Genomic DNA, 16,988 nt, shown 5'->3' with positions numbered 1-16,988 from the left:
ACGGCTGCGGACGTACTCCAGGCCGAGGCGGCGCGTACGGCTGCCGGGATTCTGACCGCTGGACCGGCCGAGGGCAGGGCACGTCCTTGGCGGAGTACAGCGGGACCACAGTCACAGCCGACCGCACGGACGAGGGCCCGGATGGTCAAGAACCCGTACGGGCCTTCTTAAGGCGCTTCTCGGCCTTGTCTCGGGTCTTGCTGTAGGAGGGGGACAGCATGCCGCGGCGGCTCATCCACCCGTAGCCGCCGGGGGTCACGTAGGTCCATCCGGGCACGGGATGGAGTGCGTGGTCGTCCAGGCACGGCATGACTTGGTCGGCTTCGGGTTCGCCAGCCGTGTGGATCTTCAGTTCGATCCGGTGCAGGGCTTTCGGCCGTCGGGCGAGTGCGTGGCGGAGCATGACCTGTCCGGCGTTGAGGACGAGGAGCACGAGGATCAATGCCCCGAGCGCGAGCAGGATCAGGGCGCCGTACACGACCAGCGCCAATATCAGGCTGCCCACCACGGCGGAGAGCACCATATAGCCGAGGCCGTCCTTGGAGGAGTTGCTACTCACCGGTCCCCGCCGTCCTCGTAGCGATCGCGTATTTCTTCGAGTTCGCTGAGGCGTTGGTCTCCGTTGCGCCGCTGCGGCTCATTGTCATGGCCATCAACATACGTTTGGCGCTGGTATCTGTTCAGAAGCGTCCAGGATCCAGACAAGGCCCGGAAGGGCGAAGGGTCTTCCCTGAGGAACCAAGACGGCAGAACACCACGTGGTGGAGGTGCCCATGGCAGGTGAGCGTCTGCACGTCTGCGAGGGCAATGGTGTTTGGTGTCAGAGCCACTCTTCCGCATCCGTACCGTCTTCCTCGACGAGGCCGGGGACGTGCAAGCGCCCCGTCGGCCACGCACAGGTCTCGTGGGCAGGGTGCCTGCGTGGGTCAGGGACTACGTGACGTCTGGTTCCACCTGGCCTCCGGCTCGGTGTGGTCGGTCAAGAGGGCTGCGAGATGGTCAATCGTGGTGAAGGCGGCCGGGTGATGCGGCCGACGAGCTCGTGCCACTGCTCGATGGCCACTACGAGGGTCTGCTTGCGGTGCGAGGACATGCGCAGAACATGTGGACGCTGTGTTCGACCGCCGCGCCGACGACACTGTCCGCGTCGTCGAATCCCACACTGAATCGGCGGCGTGTGGAGAGCCTCAGTTGGGCCCGCCACACGGCCGCGAGGATCTGCTCGTCCCGCGTCCTCGTCCACCGCATCCGCACGCCAGCGCCCTTTGCTGCTCCGCTGATCGACGCCGCCAGTCTGCCACCCGGCGAAGACCCCCTGCCCGGGCAGAAGTCGGTACGGTGCCCACCTCGGCGCCGTCGTCAACGGCATCGGGCGCCCCAACCAGGCCGCCGGAGGATCCCCGGGCCCGCCCAGGGAGCAGCGCATCACGATGTCACCCGACGGCCTCTCACGGCCGCCGTTGGGCGCATGAGCGGCACACGGCGGCTCAGGGGCGCATGCGCGGGGAGCGCGCCCCTGCTCTTTCCCGCCAACTTCCCTCCAACGGAGAGATGGTCGCGGCCTGGCCCTTCTCATCACGGTGCGCCCACACCTCGCCGCTTGGCCAGAGGAATGGCCAGGGCTTCACCGCTCCCAGCTGGCCATTCACCGCATTCTCACTCCGAATTGGGCCAGCTGCCGGGTAGTGGCCGGTTTGAGGTGGCCGCCGTGGCGGTTCCCCGGGTTGCTGTCGGTGGCCGCTGCTACATCCATGTCAGAAGGGCCGCGCCGGTGCGGCTCCACTTCGGGAGGGGACAGTTCATGACGCCTGAGGGCTACGTCCGAGTTCGCAGCCACCTTCGCCGGAAGCCGTCCGGGCGCTCCGCGAAGAAGATGAGCCCGTGGCTCATCGGCGGTCTCATCGCCGTCTTCGTGCTATGGGGGCAGATCTTCGGGTTCGAGGGCTCCGCGCCAGCGCAGCCGACCACGCCTGGGGTGACGGCTACCCCGACGGCGGTCCGCTGATGGGCAGGCGGCGGCGCTTACGGCTCCGTAGTCCCCGCGGTCGCATCGAGATCGGGGCCGCGGTCCTGATCGCCCTGGCGGGGATCAGCTTGGTGGTACGCGTGCTTCGGTGGGTGGGTGAGCAGCTGGTGCGCGGCTGGCCTGTCGTGGCCGCGGTGTCTGTGCTCGGTGTCGGAGTCGCTGTGTGGCGCGCCGTGCTCGCCGCCCGGGAGCGCACTGCTCGTTCTGAGCGCCTGGCCGTCTTGCGATACAGCGTGGAGGCGCTGGACGCGATGGACGACCGGCAGTTCGAGTTCGCGCTTCGGGACCTGCTGATCCGCGACGGGTGGTCAGCTCAGCAGGTGGGGCAGCAGGGGGACCAGGCGGCCGATGTCATCGGGGACCATCCGCAGTTCGGGCGGCTGGTGGTGCAAGCGAAGCACACCAAGGTGGCGGCGAGGGTCGGTTCGCAGGTGATGTATCAGGTGAAGGGCACCGCCGGCCCGGCACACGGGGCGAACGCTGCCACGGTCGTGACGAACGGCGGGTTCACGCGCGACGCCATGGCGTGGGGGGAGCGCCACGAGGTCGGCTGGGTCGATCGCGAACGCCTGCGAGAGTGGGCCGAGCGTGGGGTCCCGCTTCACCGGCTCCTGCGGCTTCCCGCTCTCGCCCGGCGGCGGCTTCTTCTGCCCCGGGGACCCCGGTCCGCGGCGCTTCTTGGGCCTTCGGCCCCGGAGGGGAGGGTGAGGGGTGTTCGATGAGGACGGCTCTCTCGACCCGCTTTTGAAGTTCCTGCTCTACACCGTCCTGTTCCTGGCCGCAGCCAAGATGTTGTGGGAGTGGCTGACGGGGACGGTCATCGACTGGATCACGGTGGACCTGTGGGGCGCGGTCGCCGCCCACCCCTGGTGGACCGCCCTCATCGTCCTCGGGGCAGTCGCCACCCTGATCTTCATTGGCTGGCTCGTCGGAACGCTCCTCGACCTGCTGACGCCGGCGAGCGCCGTCCATGTCGAGCAGCCCTACGAGCCGACGCTGCTCACGTACAAGATGCGGCAACTCGAAGCAATGAGCCCGACCGGCTTCGAGCACGCGTGCGCGGAGCTTCTGGCCAGGGACGGGTTCATCGCTCCTCGGCGGGTCGGCGGCGCCGGGGATCTCGGTGCCGACGTCATCACCACCGACCCGGACGGACTGACCGTCGTCGTCCAATGCAAGCAGCTCAGCCGGCCCGTCGCCTCCCCGGCTGTTCAGCAGTTCAACGGCACCGCCCGCCCGGAGCACGGAGCCCACCACGCCGTCATCATCGGGCTCAACGGCTTCACCAAGCCCGCGCGCGACTTCGCCGCGAAGCACAACCTCATCGCTCTCGGCCGCGAGGACCTGAAGCGGTGGGCTCACGGTACCCACCTGTACGACATCATCCGGGCAGGCGCCCCCTCACCGTGACGGTGGAAGCGTCCTGACGGCCGTCACGCGGCGACGAGTGCCAGCAGCCCTCGACCCCTTCTGCTGTGCGTACGCGTTCGAAATCGGGGACGAGGTCCTGCACAAGCCGCTCGCAGCGCGGCGCGCCGATACGTCGGGCGAGCCTCAGAGCCTCACCCGCGGCGTGGGCGGCGAGCTCGGGTTCCTTCGACTTGAGGTGGCTGGCGGCCGGGTAGGCGAGGAAGGCCCCTCGGGTCTTGTCGCGGGCGGCGGGCAGCAGTTCTCGGCCTTCGGTGATCAGCTTGTGGGCGCGGGCGGTGTCGCCGAGGTCGAGGAGTCACTGTCCGGAGCCGACGGCCAGGGTCTGCCTCGGACATCCACGAGCACCAGGCCGGCAGGGGCTTGGTGGTCGAGGCCCCCAGAAGGTGCTCGGCTGCGGCGAGGGCACGTGGAGGAGACCTGGTCGGGCGGCATGACGCACCGCTACTGGCGCCAGCCCCTCCAGGCGTGGATCGACGACTTCACCGCCGCCGGCCTCGCCCTCGAACGGCTCGTCGAGCACCAGCCGGCACTCCCCCATGGCCCGGGAACACCCGTCGATGTACGGCAAACTGACCCGCGAGCCCGGCTTCATCGCCTACCAGCTCGCCCCCTCGCCTCCCTCCAGCCCGTAGCCGCCGACCACCTTCGCGAAGGACCCGCCGTGCCCAACCGACCCACACTCCTGGTCATCAGCGGCCCACCCGGTGCCGGGAAGAGCACCCTCGCCCGCGTACTGGCAGACCACCTCGGCTGCCCAGCGGTCATCCGTGACGAGATCAAGCAGGGCATGGTCCTCAACGTCGATCCTTCACTGGACGGGACCGACCACCTCAACTTCCCCGTCCGCGACGCGTTCTTCGACACGATCACCGTGCTCCTGAAGGCCGGCGTGACCGTCGTCGCCGAAGCGGCTTTCCAGGACCGCCTGTGGCGCCCGGGCCTGGAACCCCTCTCCGAGATCGCCTCGATCCGGGTCATCCGCTGCACGACGCCCACCGGAACCATCGTCCAGCGCATCACCCAGCGCACAGAGGACGACGCTCACCGCACTGCGCACGCCGACCACAGACTCCTGGAGGAGATCGCCGCCGGCTCCTACGTCCCCGACAGCTTCGTCGACATCTCCCTCGACCTGCCCACCCTCCTCGTCGACACCTCCGACGGCTACACCCCTGGCATCAAGGAGATCATCGACTTCACTGAGGCCCCAAGCCGCACTAGCCGCGAACGTGGCTGACGACGTCGATGGGCTCCCAGCCCATGGCCGGGATGCTCATCCGGCTTGGGCATACTGCCCGCGTGGTATCGCCCAGGATCGGCGACATGGTCGAAGCGCGCGTCGCCCGTTACTTCCGCGAGCGGGGCTACATCTTGGAGGTGGAGCCCGAGATCGGCGCCGGCCGCCACCCCTGCTAGCTGATCACCGCAGGTGACTGAGGACTCCGCAACCGGCCGCCGCGTCGGCCTGCACGCCGACACGAGTTCTAGGGATTACCGAACGCAATGCCGGCTGGCCCATCCAGGCCAGCTTTAGGGCCGACCCCGGGGGCCTGCAGAACGGCGCGCACCCGTGACAGGGCTGCCCGGGTGGAAGGTCCGCCGCCACCCCCGGAGTGTCCGGCTCCGCGCCAACGCCGAGCACACGCGTTGGGCACTGAGCCGGACGCGCTACTCATCAGATCTCGTCGACCGGGTGCCAGGTGTAGGGGATGTTCTGCGGGTCGGCTTCGTGCTCGTCCCGGTGGATCTCTTCCAGCACCTCTACGCGGCGGCGCAGTTGTGCGACGAGGGTCTGGATGCGCTCAACGGCGTCGCTGGAGTCTGCGGGGAGGATGGCTCGGACGAGGACCTTGTACTCAGCCGAGGCTGCCTCGACGTGGATGGCCTGGGGCATTCGGACGATGAGCGTGTAGGGCTCGACTTCGGCGATGCCCCAGTGGCCGTCGTCCTGCTGGGTCGCCCAGACGACCGTGCGTGTCGAGGGGGAGTAGGCCAGGCGGCACTCCGGGCTCACGACCCTGCTGAGGATGGGCAGTTCGATGCGGTCTTCTCCAGCCAGGGCCATGGCGTCGTCGAGGGAGGCGACAGAGACCTGGCGGGAGAGGCGTCGGGCGATGCGGGTTCGGATCTCGCGGTCTGCTTGGGTGCCGGCGGGCAGGGGTGCGAGCGGGTGGCCGGCGTCGCTGCCGTAGGTCTCGGCGCCGTCTTCTCCGCGCGTCCAAGTGATGACTGTGAGGCGGCAGTCGGGCAGGCTCGCCGGATACAGCACATGGCTGACGACCTCAGCCGTCTCCCATCCGAGAGCCGGCAGCGTCATACGGAAGATGTGTCCGTCGCGGTTCTCGGCGATCTCAGTGCTGGCGTCCCAGATCGCCCGGACGTCCGGATCGCCGCGCAGCTCGGTGATGAGCTGGCCGAGCTCCTTGTTGTCCGGGTGCCGCGGGATGGCGAACTTGATCAGCTTGATGTACTCGGCAGCGTGCCGAGCCCAGTCGTGGAATTGGGTACGGGCCTCGCGGGAGAGCAGGGCCCAGCGCATGAGGTTGGGCTTTTCCTCCAGGACCCAGGGCCACCACTCGGCCATCGCGGCGTTGTATCCGATGACGTTCCAGGTGGCGTCGGTCAGATAGGTCGGAGAGGGCATCTGCTTGTCGATCAGGAGTTGCAGCGCTCGCCTCGTAGGCGTGTCGCCGGCCGGGGTGGGACCGGAGATGCCGCCACCGTGGCCGTAGAGGACCAGGGCGTGGAGTTCGTCGCGACCGAGCATGAGGACCTGGGCGATGCCCTCGCAGAGCTGCCGATCCAGGCGGACGGTGGCGCCGTTCTCCAGGTCGCGATACCAGCGGGTGGAGCGCTTGACGGCGTCGGCGACGTCCTTCTGCGTGATCGTTCGGCCGAGCTTCTCGCTTGCCACGGCGCGCCATGCTCGCAGGAGACCGGCCAGCCCCATGAGCTGGCCGGGGTTGAGGGGCAGCGTCTCCTCGGCCCGCCCGGACGCCGTCTCGCGGCCAGGCAACGATTCTTCGCCGCCGCGCTCGGGTCCGCCGTCGACGATGCCCACGCCCATCGAAATCCCGCCTGTCTTTCCATCCGTGCCTGAGCACTCACGCCCTGTATCCGGACATGAAAAAGGGAGGTGGCGGCACCAACCGCCCCTCCCCTGGCTCCTTACCTACGCCGACTCTACGCAATATCGGCCCGATCGCCGAACCAAGAATGATCAACTGGAGCCTCCTGTGCGCTAAGCCACAGCAGAGGTCTGGGTTTCAATCAATTTGACGCCACACCGATAGGGACAAGCCCCACCCGACAGCCACGATCCGGACATTACCGGCGGAAATTTATTTCCCCTTGTGCCGAGGGGAAATAAATTGCCGCTCCCCTTTTCGACATGACTCCGGCAGGCATCACTGCGCTTATCGCCGGAACCCCACCCGCGACACCGGGGCGAGCAAATCTCGTTTACATAAGGCGGGTTGAGGCCGCCAACAGAAGCCGAACCATCACATCGAACTCCAAGGTCTACGCGCGTCGACCATCCATCTCATCGCGTTGACGGAAGTTAATCAGGCGGGCTTAAATCGTCCCGATCAGCCAGTTCAGCGAAACGTCGCAGCGAGCGAAGGAGGTAGGAGTGAGGACCGTCACAATGCGCGATCCGGCCCACCTGCCGCTGCCCCAGGGCGAGGGCCCTGCCACAAGGCCCCGGCCGCGACTAGTGGAGAGTTCTTTAACTAAGTCTGGATCTTGACGCGGGACCTGCGTATGTTCGTCGTCCCTCGCCGGGCATCCAGCCCAGCGGCGACACGATCGGAGCGATATGCGATACGCACGATCCAGCCGGGCCAGGTAGGCCCGGGAAACAGCGACGGCGTCCGAGAGGTGCAACTCCCGGACGCCGAACGCTCAATGGCACAAACCGCCCCGGCAAGGGCGGAGATTGCCCACTACCACCACGCTGATCCCTTTCCACGGGCACATCAGCGTGGCAACACTGCAAAGGGGATTCTTGCATGCCACCTGCCCTGTGCAAAAGGCCCAACCGCCTGGCCAGCGCGGCAGCCACCTCTGCCTCGGCGCCTTCCCGCCCCGGGCCGGAGCGCACCACCACGGCCTCGTTGAGCAACCGGTCCCACCTCGTGGGTGGGAGCGGCCGATGAGCCGCGACGCCCGCGAGTGGGTGTGGGAGCACAGCTCAAGCCGGGGAACCGCGCGCCTGGTCCTGCTGTCGATCGCCGACCGGGTGGCCGACGAGCAGTGCATTGCCTGGGCCTCTCTGGCGAGCCTGGCGGAGCGCACGAACGCCTCCAGGTCCACCGTGCGCGAGGCCCTCGACCGGCTGCTCGCCAGCGGTGAGCTGGAGCAGCTCGATGACCTTCAGGGCCCCCAGCGCAGCACGGTCTACCGCCTGCCCCACGCCGCAGAGACCGCCGCGGAAGCCATGAGGCAGCAGTCCGCCGACGGCGGTGCCGCATCGGCGGACGACGCCGGTGCAGGTGTCCCGCTCCGCATCTCGGCCCTGCGACGGTACGGAATCCGCCCCCGTGAGGTACCGGAATCCCCCACCACGGTCCGGAATCCGGCAGGTCCGGAATCCGGTCCCTCCCGCCGGAAACCGGTACGTCGCCGTACCGGAAACCGGCACCTCGATGTACCGGGATCCGGCCCCCAGAACCGTAGTGAACCGAAGGTGAACCGTAGGTACAGCAGCAGTAGTGGTGCTGCCGTGACCTCGGCCTGCGAGTGGCAGGTCGACCCAGCCACTCACGCCTGGGCACGGCAGCAGGGACACCTCGACCGCCTGGGCGAGGACGGACTGCGCGCCGCCGACGCGAAGTGGCGTGTCCACCGCTCCGGCTTCAAGCCCCGGCCAGCGGGAGCCTGGGCTGCCGACTGGCGGTCCTGGATCGCCCGAGAGCACGCCCCTGGCCGACCGAACCTCTACGCCCTGCCCGGCAACGGCGGCCCCGCGTCCGCAGGTGGCATGACCCGTGCTGAGGCCCACACCGCCGCCCTCCTCGCCGCCCTCGACGAGCCGACCGGAACGGAGTAGCCATGGACCGCCGCGAAGTCGCCGCCCTGCTCGCCTACGTCGGCCGACTCGACCCCCGCACCATCCGCACCGACCAGGGCGAGGCCCGCGACCAGCTCGCCCAGTGGCACGAACTCCTCGGCGACGTGCCCCTCGCCACACCGCACGGCTGGGACGCCCGGGTCGCCGCCCGGCAGCACATCCGGGTCTCGCCGTATCAGATCCTGCCTGCGGACATCGCCCGCCCGTGGGAGACCTACCGGCGCGACCGCCTCCAGCGGCACAGCGACCCCACTCCGTCCGTCGACCCGGACGACCAGGCGGCCTGGACCGCCGAGCTGGTCGGGATGCGACGCGCCGTCGCTGCCGGCACCGCGCAGCCCACGCAGTACCGGCAGCTCGCCAGCCGACGGATTGACCCGAGGCTGGAAGCGCGGCTGCGCGAGGTCGGCTCCTGCATCCCACCCGAGGCTCGAGCCGCTCTCGCGCCGTACCGACCCGCCCGCGCGGCCCGGGAAGCGGCCATCGCCCAGGGGCAGCCCGACGCCCTCTCGGTCCGGTGCGACTGGTGCCAGGCCAACGTCGGCGAGCCGTGTCGGCGACGGCGGATCGGCCCCGACGGCGCGGCACGCGGCAACGCCCTGCGTGCCAACCCGCACCCGGGCCGCTTCGACCTCGCTGCAGCCCAGCACACCCAGCGGGCCGAGCCCGCGATGGCCTAACCCGCCCATGCCGGTCCACTCATCGGGTGCACCGCCCACACATCACCGTCCCACCCCAGCCGCAGCGTCCGTCCCGCGCCGCTGTTGGCACCCCACGCCGCGTCCGCCTACCGCCGGACCCCGACCGGCCGACGCGGCAGCACATCGGAGACTCCCTTGCGCCACATCACCACGCACGACGCGCCGGCCACCGGTCTGCGCGGCATCGGCGACACCAGCTGGCACACGCGGGGCGTATGCCACGGCATGGACCCCGAGGAAGCCGACGCTGTCTTCTTCCCGCTGCCACGGGACCACGAGGCCATCGCTGACGCCAAGGAGCTGTGCGGCCTGTGCCCGGTCCGCCACGACTGCCTCAACTTCGCTCTGGAGAACGTCCTGAAGGAAGGCATCTGGGGTGGGCTGACCGAGGCCGAGCGACGCCCCTGGCACGACGGACTGCCCCACCGTTTGGACTACAGCCGCGTGATCGCCTTCTTCAACGGACGCGACGTGCACCTGACGGAGGCCGAGCGGCAGGTCGTCATCGACCACGCCTACGTACGGGGCTGGCGTCCCGACCGGCTGGCCGGCGCCCTGCAGATCAGCCATAAGCATGCCCGTGACCTGCTGCGGCAGGCCGCGAACAAGGTCTTCGACAGAGACCGCACGTTCGGCGTGCCGAGGCAGAAGAAGAAGGCGAATCAGGCGCCCCGGGCAACGGGCCGGCCGACAACGGCCAAACCCGGCACGGAACCGCCGGTGTCCCTTCCCGTGAAGCCGACCCCCGCGTACGTCCCTCTCGGAAAGGCCGCATGACCCGCCCCGTCCTCTCCCTCGGTGCCGCCCCCGACTTCTCCCTCCTCCTCGTCACCGGCGTCCCGGTCACGGTCCTGGCCCTGGCTCTGACCGGCTGGGCGATCCGCCGCCGTGAAGCGCGTCTGCGGAAGCGTCTTGGCAACCCGGCGGTCAAGGTCGCGGCGCTCGCCGCGCTCGGCTGCACCGCCTACAGCGCGGACACGAGCTGGCGATTCGCCGCTGACTACCTCGACATGGCGGGCACCGCCGAACGCGCCGGCATGTTCGCCGCTGCCGAACTGGCGCTCTTCGCGACGGCTCTGATGGCCCGGCAGAACCTCGCTACCCAGGGGGCGCCGGGGCTGCCGGGCACCCTGATCTGGGTCATCACCGGCGTGCAGGTCATCCCCGCCTACGCCGAGAGCGGCCCCGTCGGCGGCACCGTCCGCGCCTTCGTCGGCCCGATCATGGCGGCGATGCTCTGGCACCTGGCCATGGGCATCGAACTGCGCCTGCACACCCCGGGCGCCGCCTCCCACGGCCTGATCGCCACCCTCGGGCGGGAGGCGCGCGAGCGGCTGCTGTCCCGCCTCGGCATCGCCGCGCGGGACCGCGACGCCGCGCAGATCACTCGCGACCGCGCCACGGGCCGCGCGGTCGCCCTCGCCTCCCGCCTCGCCGAGCGCAACCCCGAGCAGCGAACGAATCGGCGCGGCCGTCGGCTCACACGCAGGCTGTCGAAGGCGATCGGCCGGGCCTCGGTCGGCACGGACCCTCTCCAGCGGGCCGAACTGCTCGGCCAGCTCGCCGCGCGAAGGCACGCGCTCGCGCTCGCCACCATCCCCCTGCCCTCTCCCTGGTCCCCGCACCACGACCGGCGGACGGTCCCCGCACCGAACCGTCAGAGCACCGCGGTCCCCATCGACGGTCCCCGTGCTGACGCCGAAACGATCGGGGACCGAGGACCGCACACGGGGAGGGCACCGGTCCCCAGGACCGGGGACCGTGACGCGGGGACCGGGGACCGTCACGCGGGGACCGAAGCGCCTAAGCCGGAGGCCGATGAGTGCCTCGACGACTGCGAGGGGACCGGCTGCCCTCCGGGCGAAGTGCCTGCTCAGGACCCCAATCCGCGACAGGGACCGGGCGATGTCGAGTCGGGGACCGACCCCACCGGGGACCGGGGACCGGACGACGCCGACACGGGGACCGACCCCACCGGGGACCGGGGACCGGACGACGCCGACACGGGGACCGACCCCACCGGGGACCGGGGACACAAGGTCCCCCTCCGGCGGAAGCCGACCAAGAGCAAGCGGGGGGTTCGGTCACGACGCCCTCCGGTGCAGCGTCCGTCGCGCGAGCTGCAGGAGGCCGTAGACCACCTCGTCGCGCAGGTTCGCCCTCACGTCCCTGCCCTGCTCGCACGGGACGGCAATGAGGCCGTCACTCGGGTCCAGCTGCGGGAGATCCTGCGGCGCGAGGGTCTCCAGGGCGGCCGGAACGACCGACTGAGCCTCGTCCTCCAGCAACTGCGGAGCGAGGACAGCACCACGAAGACGAGGAGCACTGCCCGATGAAGACCTGCCGCCGCTTCGCGACGATCCGGGACCAATACGAGCGGGAGATCCAGTTCCTGAGCGCCCACTCCGCCCGGCACTCCGGTCGGCCGTCGGCGAAGTCGAGCGCGAAGCACGCAGTATCCACGAAGGCGCGAATGGCCCGGGCTCTCAGCGGCCATGTCGGCCGCTGCCCCGAGTGCGGATAGACCGCAAAGTATCCGGTCAAAGCCCCTGTTCTTGGGCGGTGGCCCGGCATTGTGCCGAGCCGCCGCCCCCTGCCCAAACGGAATCACCATGGCGCATGCAGCCGTGCCCAGCCAGACCGAGCAGCTCCTGGTCTGGGCCTTCCTCCACACCTTCCTCCAGTACGGCCTGCTCCACTCGGCAGTAGAGGGCCCCGACGGACAGTGGTTCGTCCAGATCGGCCCCGACGAGCAGATCCATCACCTGACCGACGTGGACGATGCCTTCGACTTCATCCTCGACGTCCTGGAGATCATCCACGACGCTCAGGGCGGTAGGCAGTGACGGCCCCCAACGCATGGCCCGCCCCCACCCCGGGCGAGCGGACCTCCAACTCGGTCTCAGGGCGAGCAAGTTATCCGCCAAGACCGTCTTCCCCGTTGGGGAAGACGGCCTCGGCACACCCCGCCCCCAAGGTGGCGGGCTCGGACCAGCACCGGGGGGCGCAGGTCCGGGAGGCAGCGACCGAGGGCGGATCGCAGCAGGAGGAGCAGCCGTCGCGACGCAATCGCCGCGACGCCAAGAAGACCGTGCGCAAGCGCTCGCCGAAGTCCGGCGCCGAAAAGCGCGTGCACGTGATCTACGTCCGTCTCAATGCCACCGAGAAGACCGCACTCACCGCTGCCGTCACCGAGACCCGAACAAGCCTGCCCGCGTTCCTCGCCCGCAGTGGCCTCGCGGCCGCGCACGACCTCGACAACACCGCTGCCGCCGTCGCCGGCCATCGCGAGCTGGTCGCCGAGTTGTTCGCGGCCCGCCGGCATCTCGGGCAGGTCGGCAACAACCTCAACCAGGTAGCCCGCGCGATCAACTCCGGCGGCCAGCCAGCGGAGATCGACGCGGTCGTCGCCGCGGTCCACCGTGCCGTGTCGCGCGTGCAGACGGCCACCGACCGCCTGCTTGAGCAGCGGTGATCGCGCCGCTCACGCCGACCACGAGGCGCTGCCGGCCAGCAGGGCGCGGGCGTCGCGCCGCACGACCTCCTGGAACCGGTCGCGCAGTGCTCCGACCTCTTCCTTCATAGCGTGCAGGCCATGAGTGTCCCCCGGCTCTCCGGTGGCCACGTAGTCGCGCGCACGCCGCAGACGGCGAAAGACACCGTCGGCAGCCTGGACCACCTCCGTCGAGGCCAGTACGTGGATCCGCTGCCGGGTGCCGCCGAGGTTGAAGCCCGTGATAGCCGCTTCGGCGGCACCTGCCCGGTCTTCGGCTGCCGTGGTTCTCAGCACGCGCAGGAGGTCCCGACCTCTCTCCTCCATCGCGACCAGGTACTCGGCGTACAGCGCCGTACGCAGCTCCAGCAGGCGCGCGACCGACTCCCGACGCCACCGCCGGCGATCAGCCAGCGCAGGTCGCGCCTGCCCCGAGCAGAACTCCCACCAGCGCAACGAGCGGCGATATCCAGTTCATCCGTGACGAATGCCCACCACGACGACCTGGAACGGCCCCTTCCCGCTGACCACCCATTTGATCAATCGGTCTAGGACAGCAGCATGATCCCCAGGATCCAGAAGCGCGGGCAGCGCACCCTCGGCCTCCTCTACTACCTATACGGGCCGGGCAAATACGAGGAGCACACCGACCCGCACCTCGTCGCGTCCTGGGACAACAACGCTCCCGACCCCGGCCGCGACGAGACCGCCGCCCTCAAGCAGCTCCAGCAGCTCCTCGACCAGCCCGTCGAGAACATCGACGCCTCGGCGCGGCCGAAGAAGCACGTCTGGCACCTGTCCGTCCGCAACGCCGCCGAGGACCGCATCCTGGCGGACGAGGAATGGGGTGACATCGCCCGCCGCATGGTCGCCGCCGCCGGCATCGACGATCCCGAGCAGGGTGCGGGCTGCCGGTGGGCGGCCGTACGCCACGCCGACGACCACATCCACATCGTCGCCACCCTCGTCCGCGAGGACGGCTACAAGCCCGACCTCGACCACGACGCCGCCCGCGTCCAGGCTCAAGCCCGCGCCCTCGAGGCAGAGCTGGGCCTGCGCCGCCTCAACAAGGGCGACGGCACCGCCGCGCAACGGCCCACCAGCGCCGAACGCCACAAGGCCCAGCGCCAGGGCCGCGAGCGCACCGCACGGGAGGAACTGCGCGAGACCGTACGCCGCGCGGTCGCCGGCGCGATGCACGAGGAAGAGTTCTTCGACCGGCTGGCCGCCGCCGGCCTGCTGATCCGCAAGCGCGTCGCCCCGTCCGGCGACCTGCTCGGCTACAAGGTCGCCCTGCCCGACGACCGCAACAAGGACGACGAGCCCGTGTTCTACCCCGGCGCCCGCCTCGCACCGGACCTGTCCCTGCCCCGGATCCGGGAGCGCTGGTCCGCCAACACCCACGGCCAGGACGCCGCACCCGGCGAAGCCATCCGTACGGCGCCGAGCGGCCCGGCTGCCGCCCGCCGCCGAACAGCCTCAGCCGCATGGACGGCCGTGGTGATGATCGAGCACGGCAGCGACGCTGCCGCCGCCGCGTACATCGCGGCCGCGGGCGAGGTCCTGGACGCCCTCGCGAAGACCTCCGCCGCCCACACCCGCCACGAACTGCGAGAGGCGGCCTTCGCGTTCGAGCGTGCCTCCCGCTCTCACGTCCGCGCCGAGCGCGGACACGACTGGGCGCTGCGCCAGGCGGCACGCGACCTCGTCCACAGTGGCCCCGCCCTCGGCCGCGGTGAGGACGGAGCCACCACCGCGATGGCGATCGACATGCTGTTCTTCCTCATCACCGCCGCCGCCCACTGGCACGCGAAGAAGAACCACGCCCAGCAGGCCGAAGCCGCCCGCCAGGCCGCCGAGCACCTGCGCGCCGCCTACAAGGCCGCCGCCGCCCAACCTCTCGGCGTCCTCTACCAGCGCGGCCGGCGCCTCAACCAGCCACTGCGACGGCGGCAGGCGGCAGCCCTGCGCGAGGCGCTGCCGGAGCTAGCGGAGCAGATCCTCGCCGAACCCGGCTGGTACGCACTCGCCGCCACCCTCGCCGACGCCGAGGCCGCCGGCCACAACCCGGCCGCGCTCCTCGCCGACGCCGCGGAGCGACGAGAACTCGACACTGCCGAGTCCGTCAGCGACGTCCTGGTATGGCGACTGCGCCGGACCGCGGAGCTGCCGGCCGACACCAGCGACGCGGCGAGCGGCGCTCCCGTAGCAGCACCGTCCGCACGACGTACGGGTCAGCAGACACCACGACGCTCTGGGCCCCGGCGGGGAGGGGCGTGACTGTGGACTTTGTGAATTGAAGCAGGTCGGGGGCTTGAGGCACGATCACGACGCGAGCAGGACGGGACGAAGGAGGACGCCAGGGTGTTTCACCGGATACGCCGCCGCCGAGATGCGGAGATCAGCGAGATGCGCCGCCTACACGACAAGATGTGGGCGGAGACGGAGGGCAACGCGCCGCCGGAAGCAGAACGGACGCGGGCCGCAACGCAGCCCGCCGAGCCGGCGCCCGTGGTCGATGACTTCCTGCCGCCAGAACTGCGCGTGCCGAGCCACGACCAGCTCGACGGCCGGATGATGCCCTGGACGCAGCCGATGGTCCTCGACGGCGAGCTCGTCGCCTGCGCCGGCTGCGGCGCGTACCGGGACTGGCTCATCCTGTCCACGCGCGATCAGATCTGGTTGCGGTGTCGCGAGGGGCATCAGCAGCAGGAGACGCGTCTCGACACCGCCTGGTACAACCGGAACGCCGGCCCGGCGGACGCGACGCACGCCACGTTCGAGGACTGCCTGCGGCACCTCGGTCACTGACCCCACCCCAACGACCCCACCGGGCCCACGGCCCGCACTGACCAACCGTCGCCTAGCACCAAGGGGTCAGTTCCACCATGCGCGTTCGCGTCGCCACCGCTGCTGTCGGCCTCACCGCCGTCACCGTCTTCGCCCTGCCCGCCTGCTCCACGGACACCACCGAGACGAAGCCCGCCTCCACGCCCGCCGCGCGCAGCGAGAAGCCTGCCGCTGCCGGCCGGAATGATGCTCCCCTGTCCTCGGCCGCCCTGGAGACGCGCCTGCTCGACGAGAGCGACCTCGGCGCCAGCTACACCCGCAAGCCCGAGCGTCCCGCCCAGCACGACGACGTCACCGTCCTCGGCTGTCCGGCCCTGAACGACCTCGGTGGCGACGCGGCCGCCGGGGGTTCGCTCGACTTCCCCCGCAAGGCGAAGGTGTCCTTCAGCTACACCGACGGCAGCAACTCGGAGGTCACCGAGGAGCTGTACAGCGACACGGTCACCAGGCTGTCCGAGGGCACCGGCCGGATCTTCGAGGCCATGACCGGCTGCCCGGAGTACCAGGTCCTCGTCGGCGGCACCGCCATCGACATGGCCACTCAAGAGGTGGCCGCACCCCAGCTCGGGGATGAGCAGTGGAGCCAGCTGCTGACGTTCTCCGTCGGCGGGCGGGACACCGTGGTGAAGCAGACCGCGATCCGGGACGGAAACGCGCTGCTGATCGTCTCCGGGTCGCCGGCCCTCGTCGACCTGCACCTCGGCAAGGCCCACGCCAAGGCGACAGCAGCCCGTTGACGTCCCGCCACATCACGACACCGGCGCCCCCAACCGCAGTGGTCGGGGGCGCTGGCGCACTCGCTATGCTGGACGGCTCCCAGCTCGCGGGTGTTACGGGTGCGCGGGATCGGGAGCGAGGGTGATGGCCATCCACGGCACGGCGCGCTGGTCGAAGCTGTGTCCCACGGGCTCCAGGCCGCCGTGCTGCTCGGTGAGGCTGAACGTCGTCACCATGACCATGTCCGATCCGTCGGCCACGGAAACGAGATGGGTGCCGCAGCGCCCGCAGAAACCGCGGTGCAGGGTCGGCCAGGTCGAGTACCAGGTCGGCTCACCACCCCGGCCGGTCCAGGCCAGCGTCTCCCGACGGAACCCGACCCAGGACATCGCCGGCGAGCCGGACAACAGCGTGCAGTGCTCACAGGAACACAGATGCGGATCGTCCGGAGTGCCTGTCACTTCGTACGCGATATCGCCGCACTGGCAGCGGCCCGTCCGCAGGTCGGGTGCGACGGTCGATTCGGTCACTTCGGCATCTCCTTGGCCGCGATGTGCAGTTGCGGTGCCAGTGTGCGGCTCACACATCGGCCCGCGCTGGTGTTCGGGGTTCCACGCACCGCACGGACAGCCACGTTCACCCCTCGCGGTGAACCGTGGTCCAGTACGCACGAAGCTCGGCCACCCCGATTCGGGG

18 protein-coding genes are annotated in these 16,988 nt (G+C 70.1%); 14 read left to right on the top strand and 4 right to left on the bottom strand.

The features are described from left to right. Positions 1 to 145: 145 nt before the first annotated feature. The gene (locus ACFV9D_RS22930; RefSeq protein ID WP_385149166.1) at positions 146 to 559 is read right to left on the bottom strand and encodes a hypothetical protein; all 414 of its coding nucleotides are present in this window, start codon (positions 557 to 559) and stop codon (positions 146 to 148) included. Between the two features lie 1,242 nt (positions 560 to 1,801). On the opposite strand from ACFV9D_RS22930, the gene ACFV9D_RS22925 reads away from it, so the two are divergent. The 4 genes from ACFV9D_RS22925 (at position 1,802) to ACFV9D_RS22910 (ending at position 4,694) form a co-directional block, all read left to right on the top strand. Further along, positions 1,802 to 2,005 (top strand): hypothetical protein, encoded by a 204-nt coding sequence (locus ACFV9D_RS22925; protein WP_385149163.1) that lies wholly within the window; start codon positions 1,802 to 1,804, stop codon positions 2,003 to 2,005. Continuing rightward, positions 2,005 to 2,748, top strand: a complete 744-nt coding sequence (locus ACFV9D_RS22920) for a restriction endonuclease (protein ID WP_385149160.1) — start codon at positions 2,005 to 2,007, stop codon at positions 2,746 to 2,748. The genes ACFV9D_RS22925 and ACFV9D_RS22920 overlap by 1 nt, the downstream gene beginning before the upstream one ends. Beyond that, on the top strand, positions 2,738 to 3,436 hold the full coding sequence (locus ACFV9D_RS22915; protein ID WP_385149157.1) for a restriction endonuclease: 699 nt from the start codon (positions 2,738 to 2,740) through the stop codon (positions 3,434 to 3,436). Before ACFV9D_RS22920 ends, ACFV9D_RS22915 begins: the two co-directional genes overlap by 11 nt. A 682-nt stretch (positions 3,437 to 4,118) precedes the next feature. After that, the gene (locus tag ACFV9D_RS22910; protein WP_385149154.1) at positions 4,119 to 4,694 is read left to right on the top strand and encodes an AAA family ATPase; all 576 of its coding nucleotides are present in this window, start codon (positions 4,119 to 4,121) and stop codon (positions 4,692 to 4,694) included. 438 nt (positions 4,695 to 5,132) lie between these two features. Here the strand turns inward: ACFV9D_RS22910 and ACFV9D_RS22905 are convergent, their stop codons facing one another. Further along, positions 5,133 to 6,524 (bottom strand): helix-turn-helix transcriptional regulator, encoded by a 1,392-nt coding sequence (locus ACFV9D_RS22905; protein WP_385149151.1) that lies wholly within the window; start codon positions 6,522 to 6,524, stop codon positions 5,133 to 5,135. Between the two features lie 1,089 nt (positions 6,525 to 7,613). Here ACFV9D_RS22905 and ACFV9D_RS22900 point away from each other — a divergent pair. The 7 genes from ACFV9D_RS22900 to mobC all read left to right on the top strand — a co-directional run bounded on the left by ACFV9D_RS22900 (position 7,614) and on the right by mobC (position 12,707). Further along, the gene (locus ACFV9D_RS22900) at positions 7,614 to 8,510 is read left to right on the top strand and encodes a helix-turn-helix domain-containing protein (protein ID WP_385149148.1); all 897 of its coding nucleotides are present in this window, start codon (positions 7,614 to 7,616) and stop codon (positions 8,508 to 8,510) included. 2 nt (positions 8,511 to 8,512) lie between these two features. After that, complete coding sequence (locus ACFV9D_RS22895) at positions 8,513 to 9,211, top strand: hypothetical protein (RefSeq protein ID WP_385149145.1); 699 nt, start codon at positions 8,513 to 8,515, stop codon at positions 9,209 to 9,211. 156 nt (positions 9,212 to 9,367) lie between these two features. Next, complete coding sequence (locus ACFV9D_RS22890; RefSeq protein WP_385149142.1) at positions 9,368 to 10,009, top strand: WhiB family transcriptional regulator; 642 nt, start codon at positions 9,368 to 9,370, stop codon at positions 10,007 to 10,009. Further along, entirely contained in the window at positions 10,006 to 11,568 is a 1,563-nt protein-coding gene (locus ACFV9D_RS22885; protein ID WP_385149139.1) for a hypothetical protein, read from the top strand. The genes ACFV9D_RS22890 and ACFV9D_RS22885 overlap by 4 nt, the downstream gene beginning before the upstream one ends. Further along, complete coding sequence (locus tag ACFV9D_RS22880; protein ID WP_385149137.1) at positions 11,565 to 11,756, top strand: hypothetical protein; 192 nt, start codon at positions 11,565 to 11,567, stop codon at positions 11,754 to 11,756. The genes ACFV9D_RS22885 and ACFV9D_RS22880 overlap by 4 nt, the downstream gene beginning before the upstream one ends. Before the next feature lie 88 nt (positions 11,757 to 11,844). After that, the gene (locus tag ACFV9D_RS22875) at positions 11,845 to 12,078 is read left to right on the top strand and encodes a hypothetical protein (RefSeq protein ID WP_385149134.1); all 234 of its coding nucleotides are present in this window, start codon (positions 11,845 to 11,847) and stop codon (positions 12,076 to 12,078) included. Between the two features lie 95 nt (positions 12,079 to 12,173). Continuing rightward, entirely contained in the window at positions 12,174 to 12,707 is a 534-nt protein-coding gene (mobC, locus tag ACFV9D_RS22870) for a plasmid mobilization relaxosome protein MobC (protein ID WP_385149131.1), read from the top strand. Positions 12,708 to 12,716: 9 nt separating this feature from the next. On the opposite strand, the gene ACFV9D_RS22865 is transcribed toward mobC, so the two are convergent. Next, positions 12,717 to 13,181: a hypothetical protein gene (locus tag ACFV9D_RS22865; protein ID WP_385149128.1), complete on the bottom strand. Its 465-nt coding sequence runs from the start codon at positions 13,179 to 13,181 to the stop codon at positions 12,717 to 12,719. Between the two features lie 105 nt (positions 13,182 to 13,286). Between ACFV9D_RS22865 and ACFV9D_RS22860 the strand changes: the two genes are divergently transcribed. The 3 genes from ACFV9D_RS22860 (at position 13,287) to ACFV9D_RS22850 (ending at position 16,312) form a co-directional block, all read left to right on the top strand. Further along, positions 13,287 to 15,005, top strand: coding sequence for a relaxase/mobilization nuclease domain-containing protein (locus tag ACFV9D_RS22860; protein ID WP_385149126.1), 1,719 nt, complete (start codon positions 13,287 to 13,289; stop codon positions 15,003 to 15,005). A 150-nt stretch (positions 15,006 to 15,155) separates the two neighbouring features. Beyond that, positions 15,156 to 15,536, top strand: a complete 381-nt coding sequence (locus ACFV9D_RS22855; RefSeq protein WP_385149514.1) for a hypothetical protein — start codon at positions 15,156 to 15,158, stop codon at positions 15,534 to 15,536. Between the two features lie 77 nt (positions 15,537 to 15,613). Further along, positions 15,614 to 16,312, top strand: a complete 699-nt coding sequence (locus tag ACFV9D_RS22850; RefSeq protein ID WP_385149123.1) for a hypothetical protein — start codon at positions 15,614 to 15,616, stop codon at positions 16,310 to 16,312. 93 nt (positions 16,313 to 16,405) lie between these two features. On the opposite strand, the gene ACFV9D_RS22845 is transcribed toward ACFV9D_RS22850, so the two are convergent. Continuing rightward, a complete protein-coding gene (locus ACFV9D_RS22845) occupies positions 16,406 to 16,822 on the bottom strand; it encodes a GFA family protein (protein ID WP_385149120.1) in 417 nt (138 codons plus the stop codon). Positions 16,823 to 16,988 lie beyond the last annotated feature (166 nt).

The organism is Streptomyces sp. NPDC059875 (genome assembly GCF_042731085.1).
In the GTDB taxonomy this organism is placed as follows: domain Bacteria; phylum Actinomycetota; class Actinomycetes; order Streptomycetales; family Streptomycetaceae; genus Streptomyces.
The sequence above is the reverse complement of the archived record's forward strand: the minus strand, read 5'-3'. Positions and strand labels throughout refer to the sequence as shown.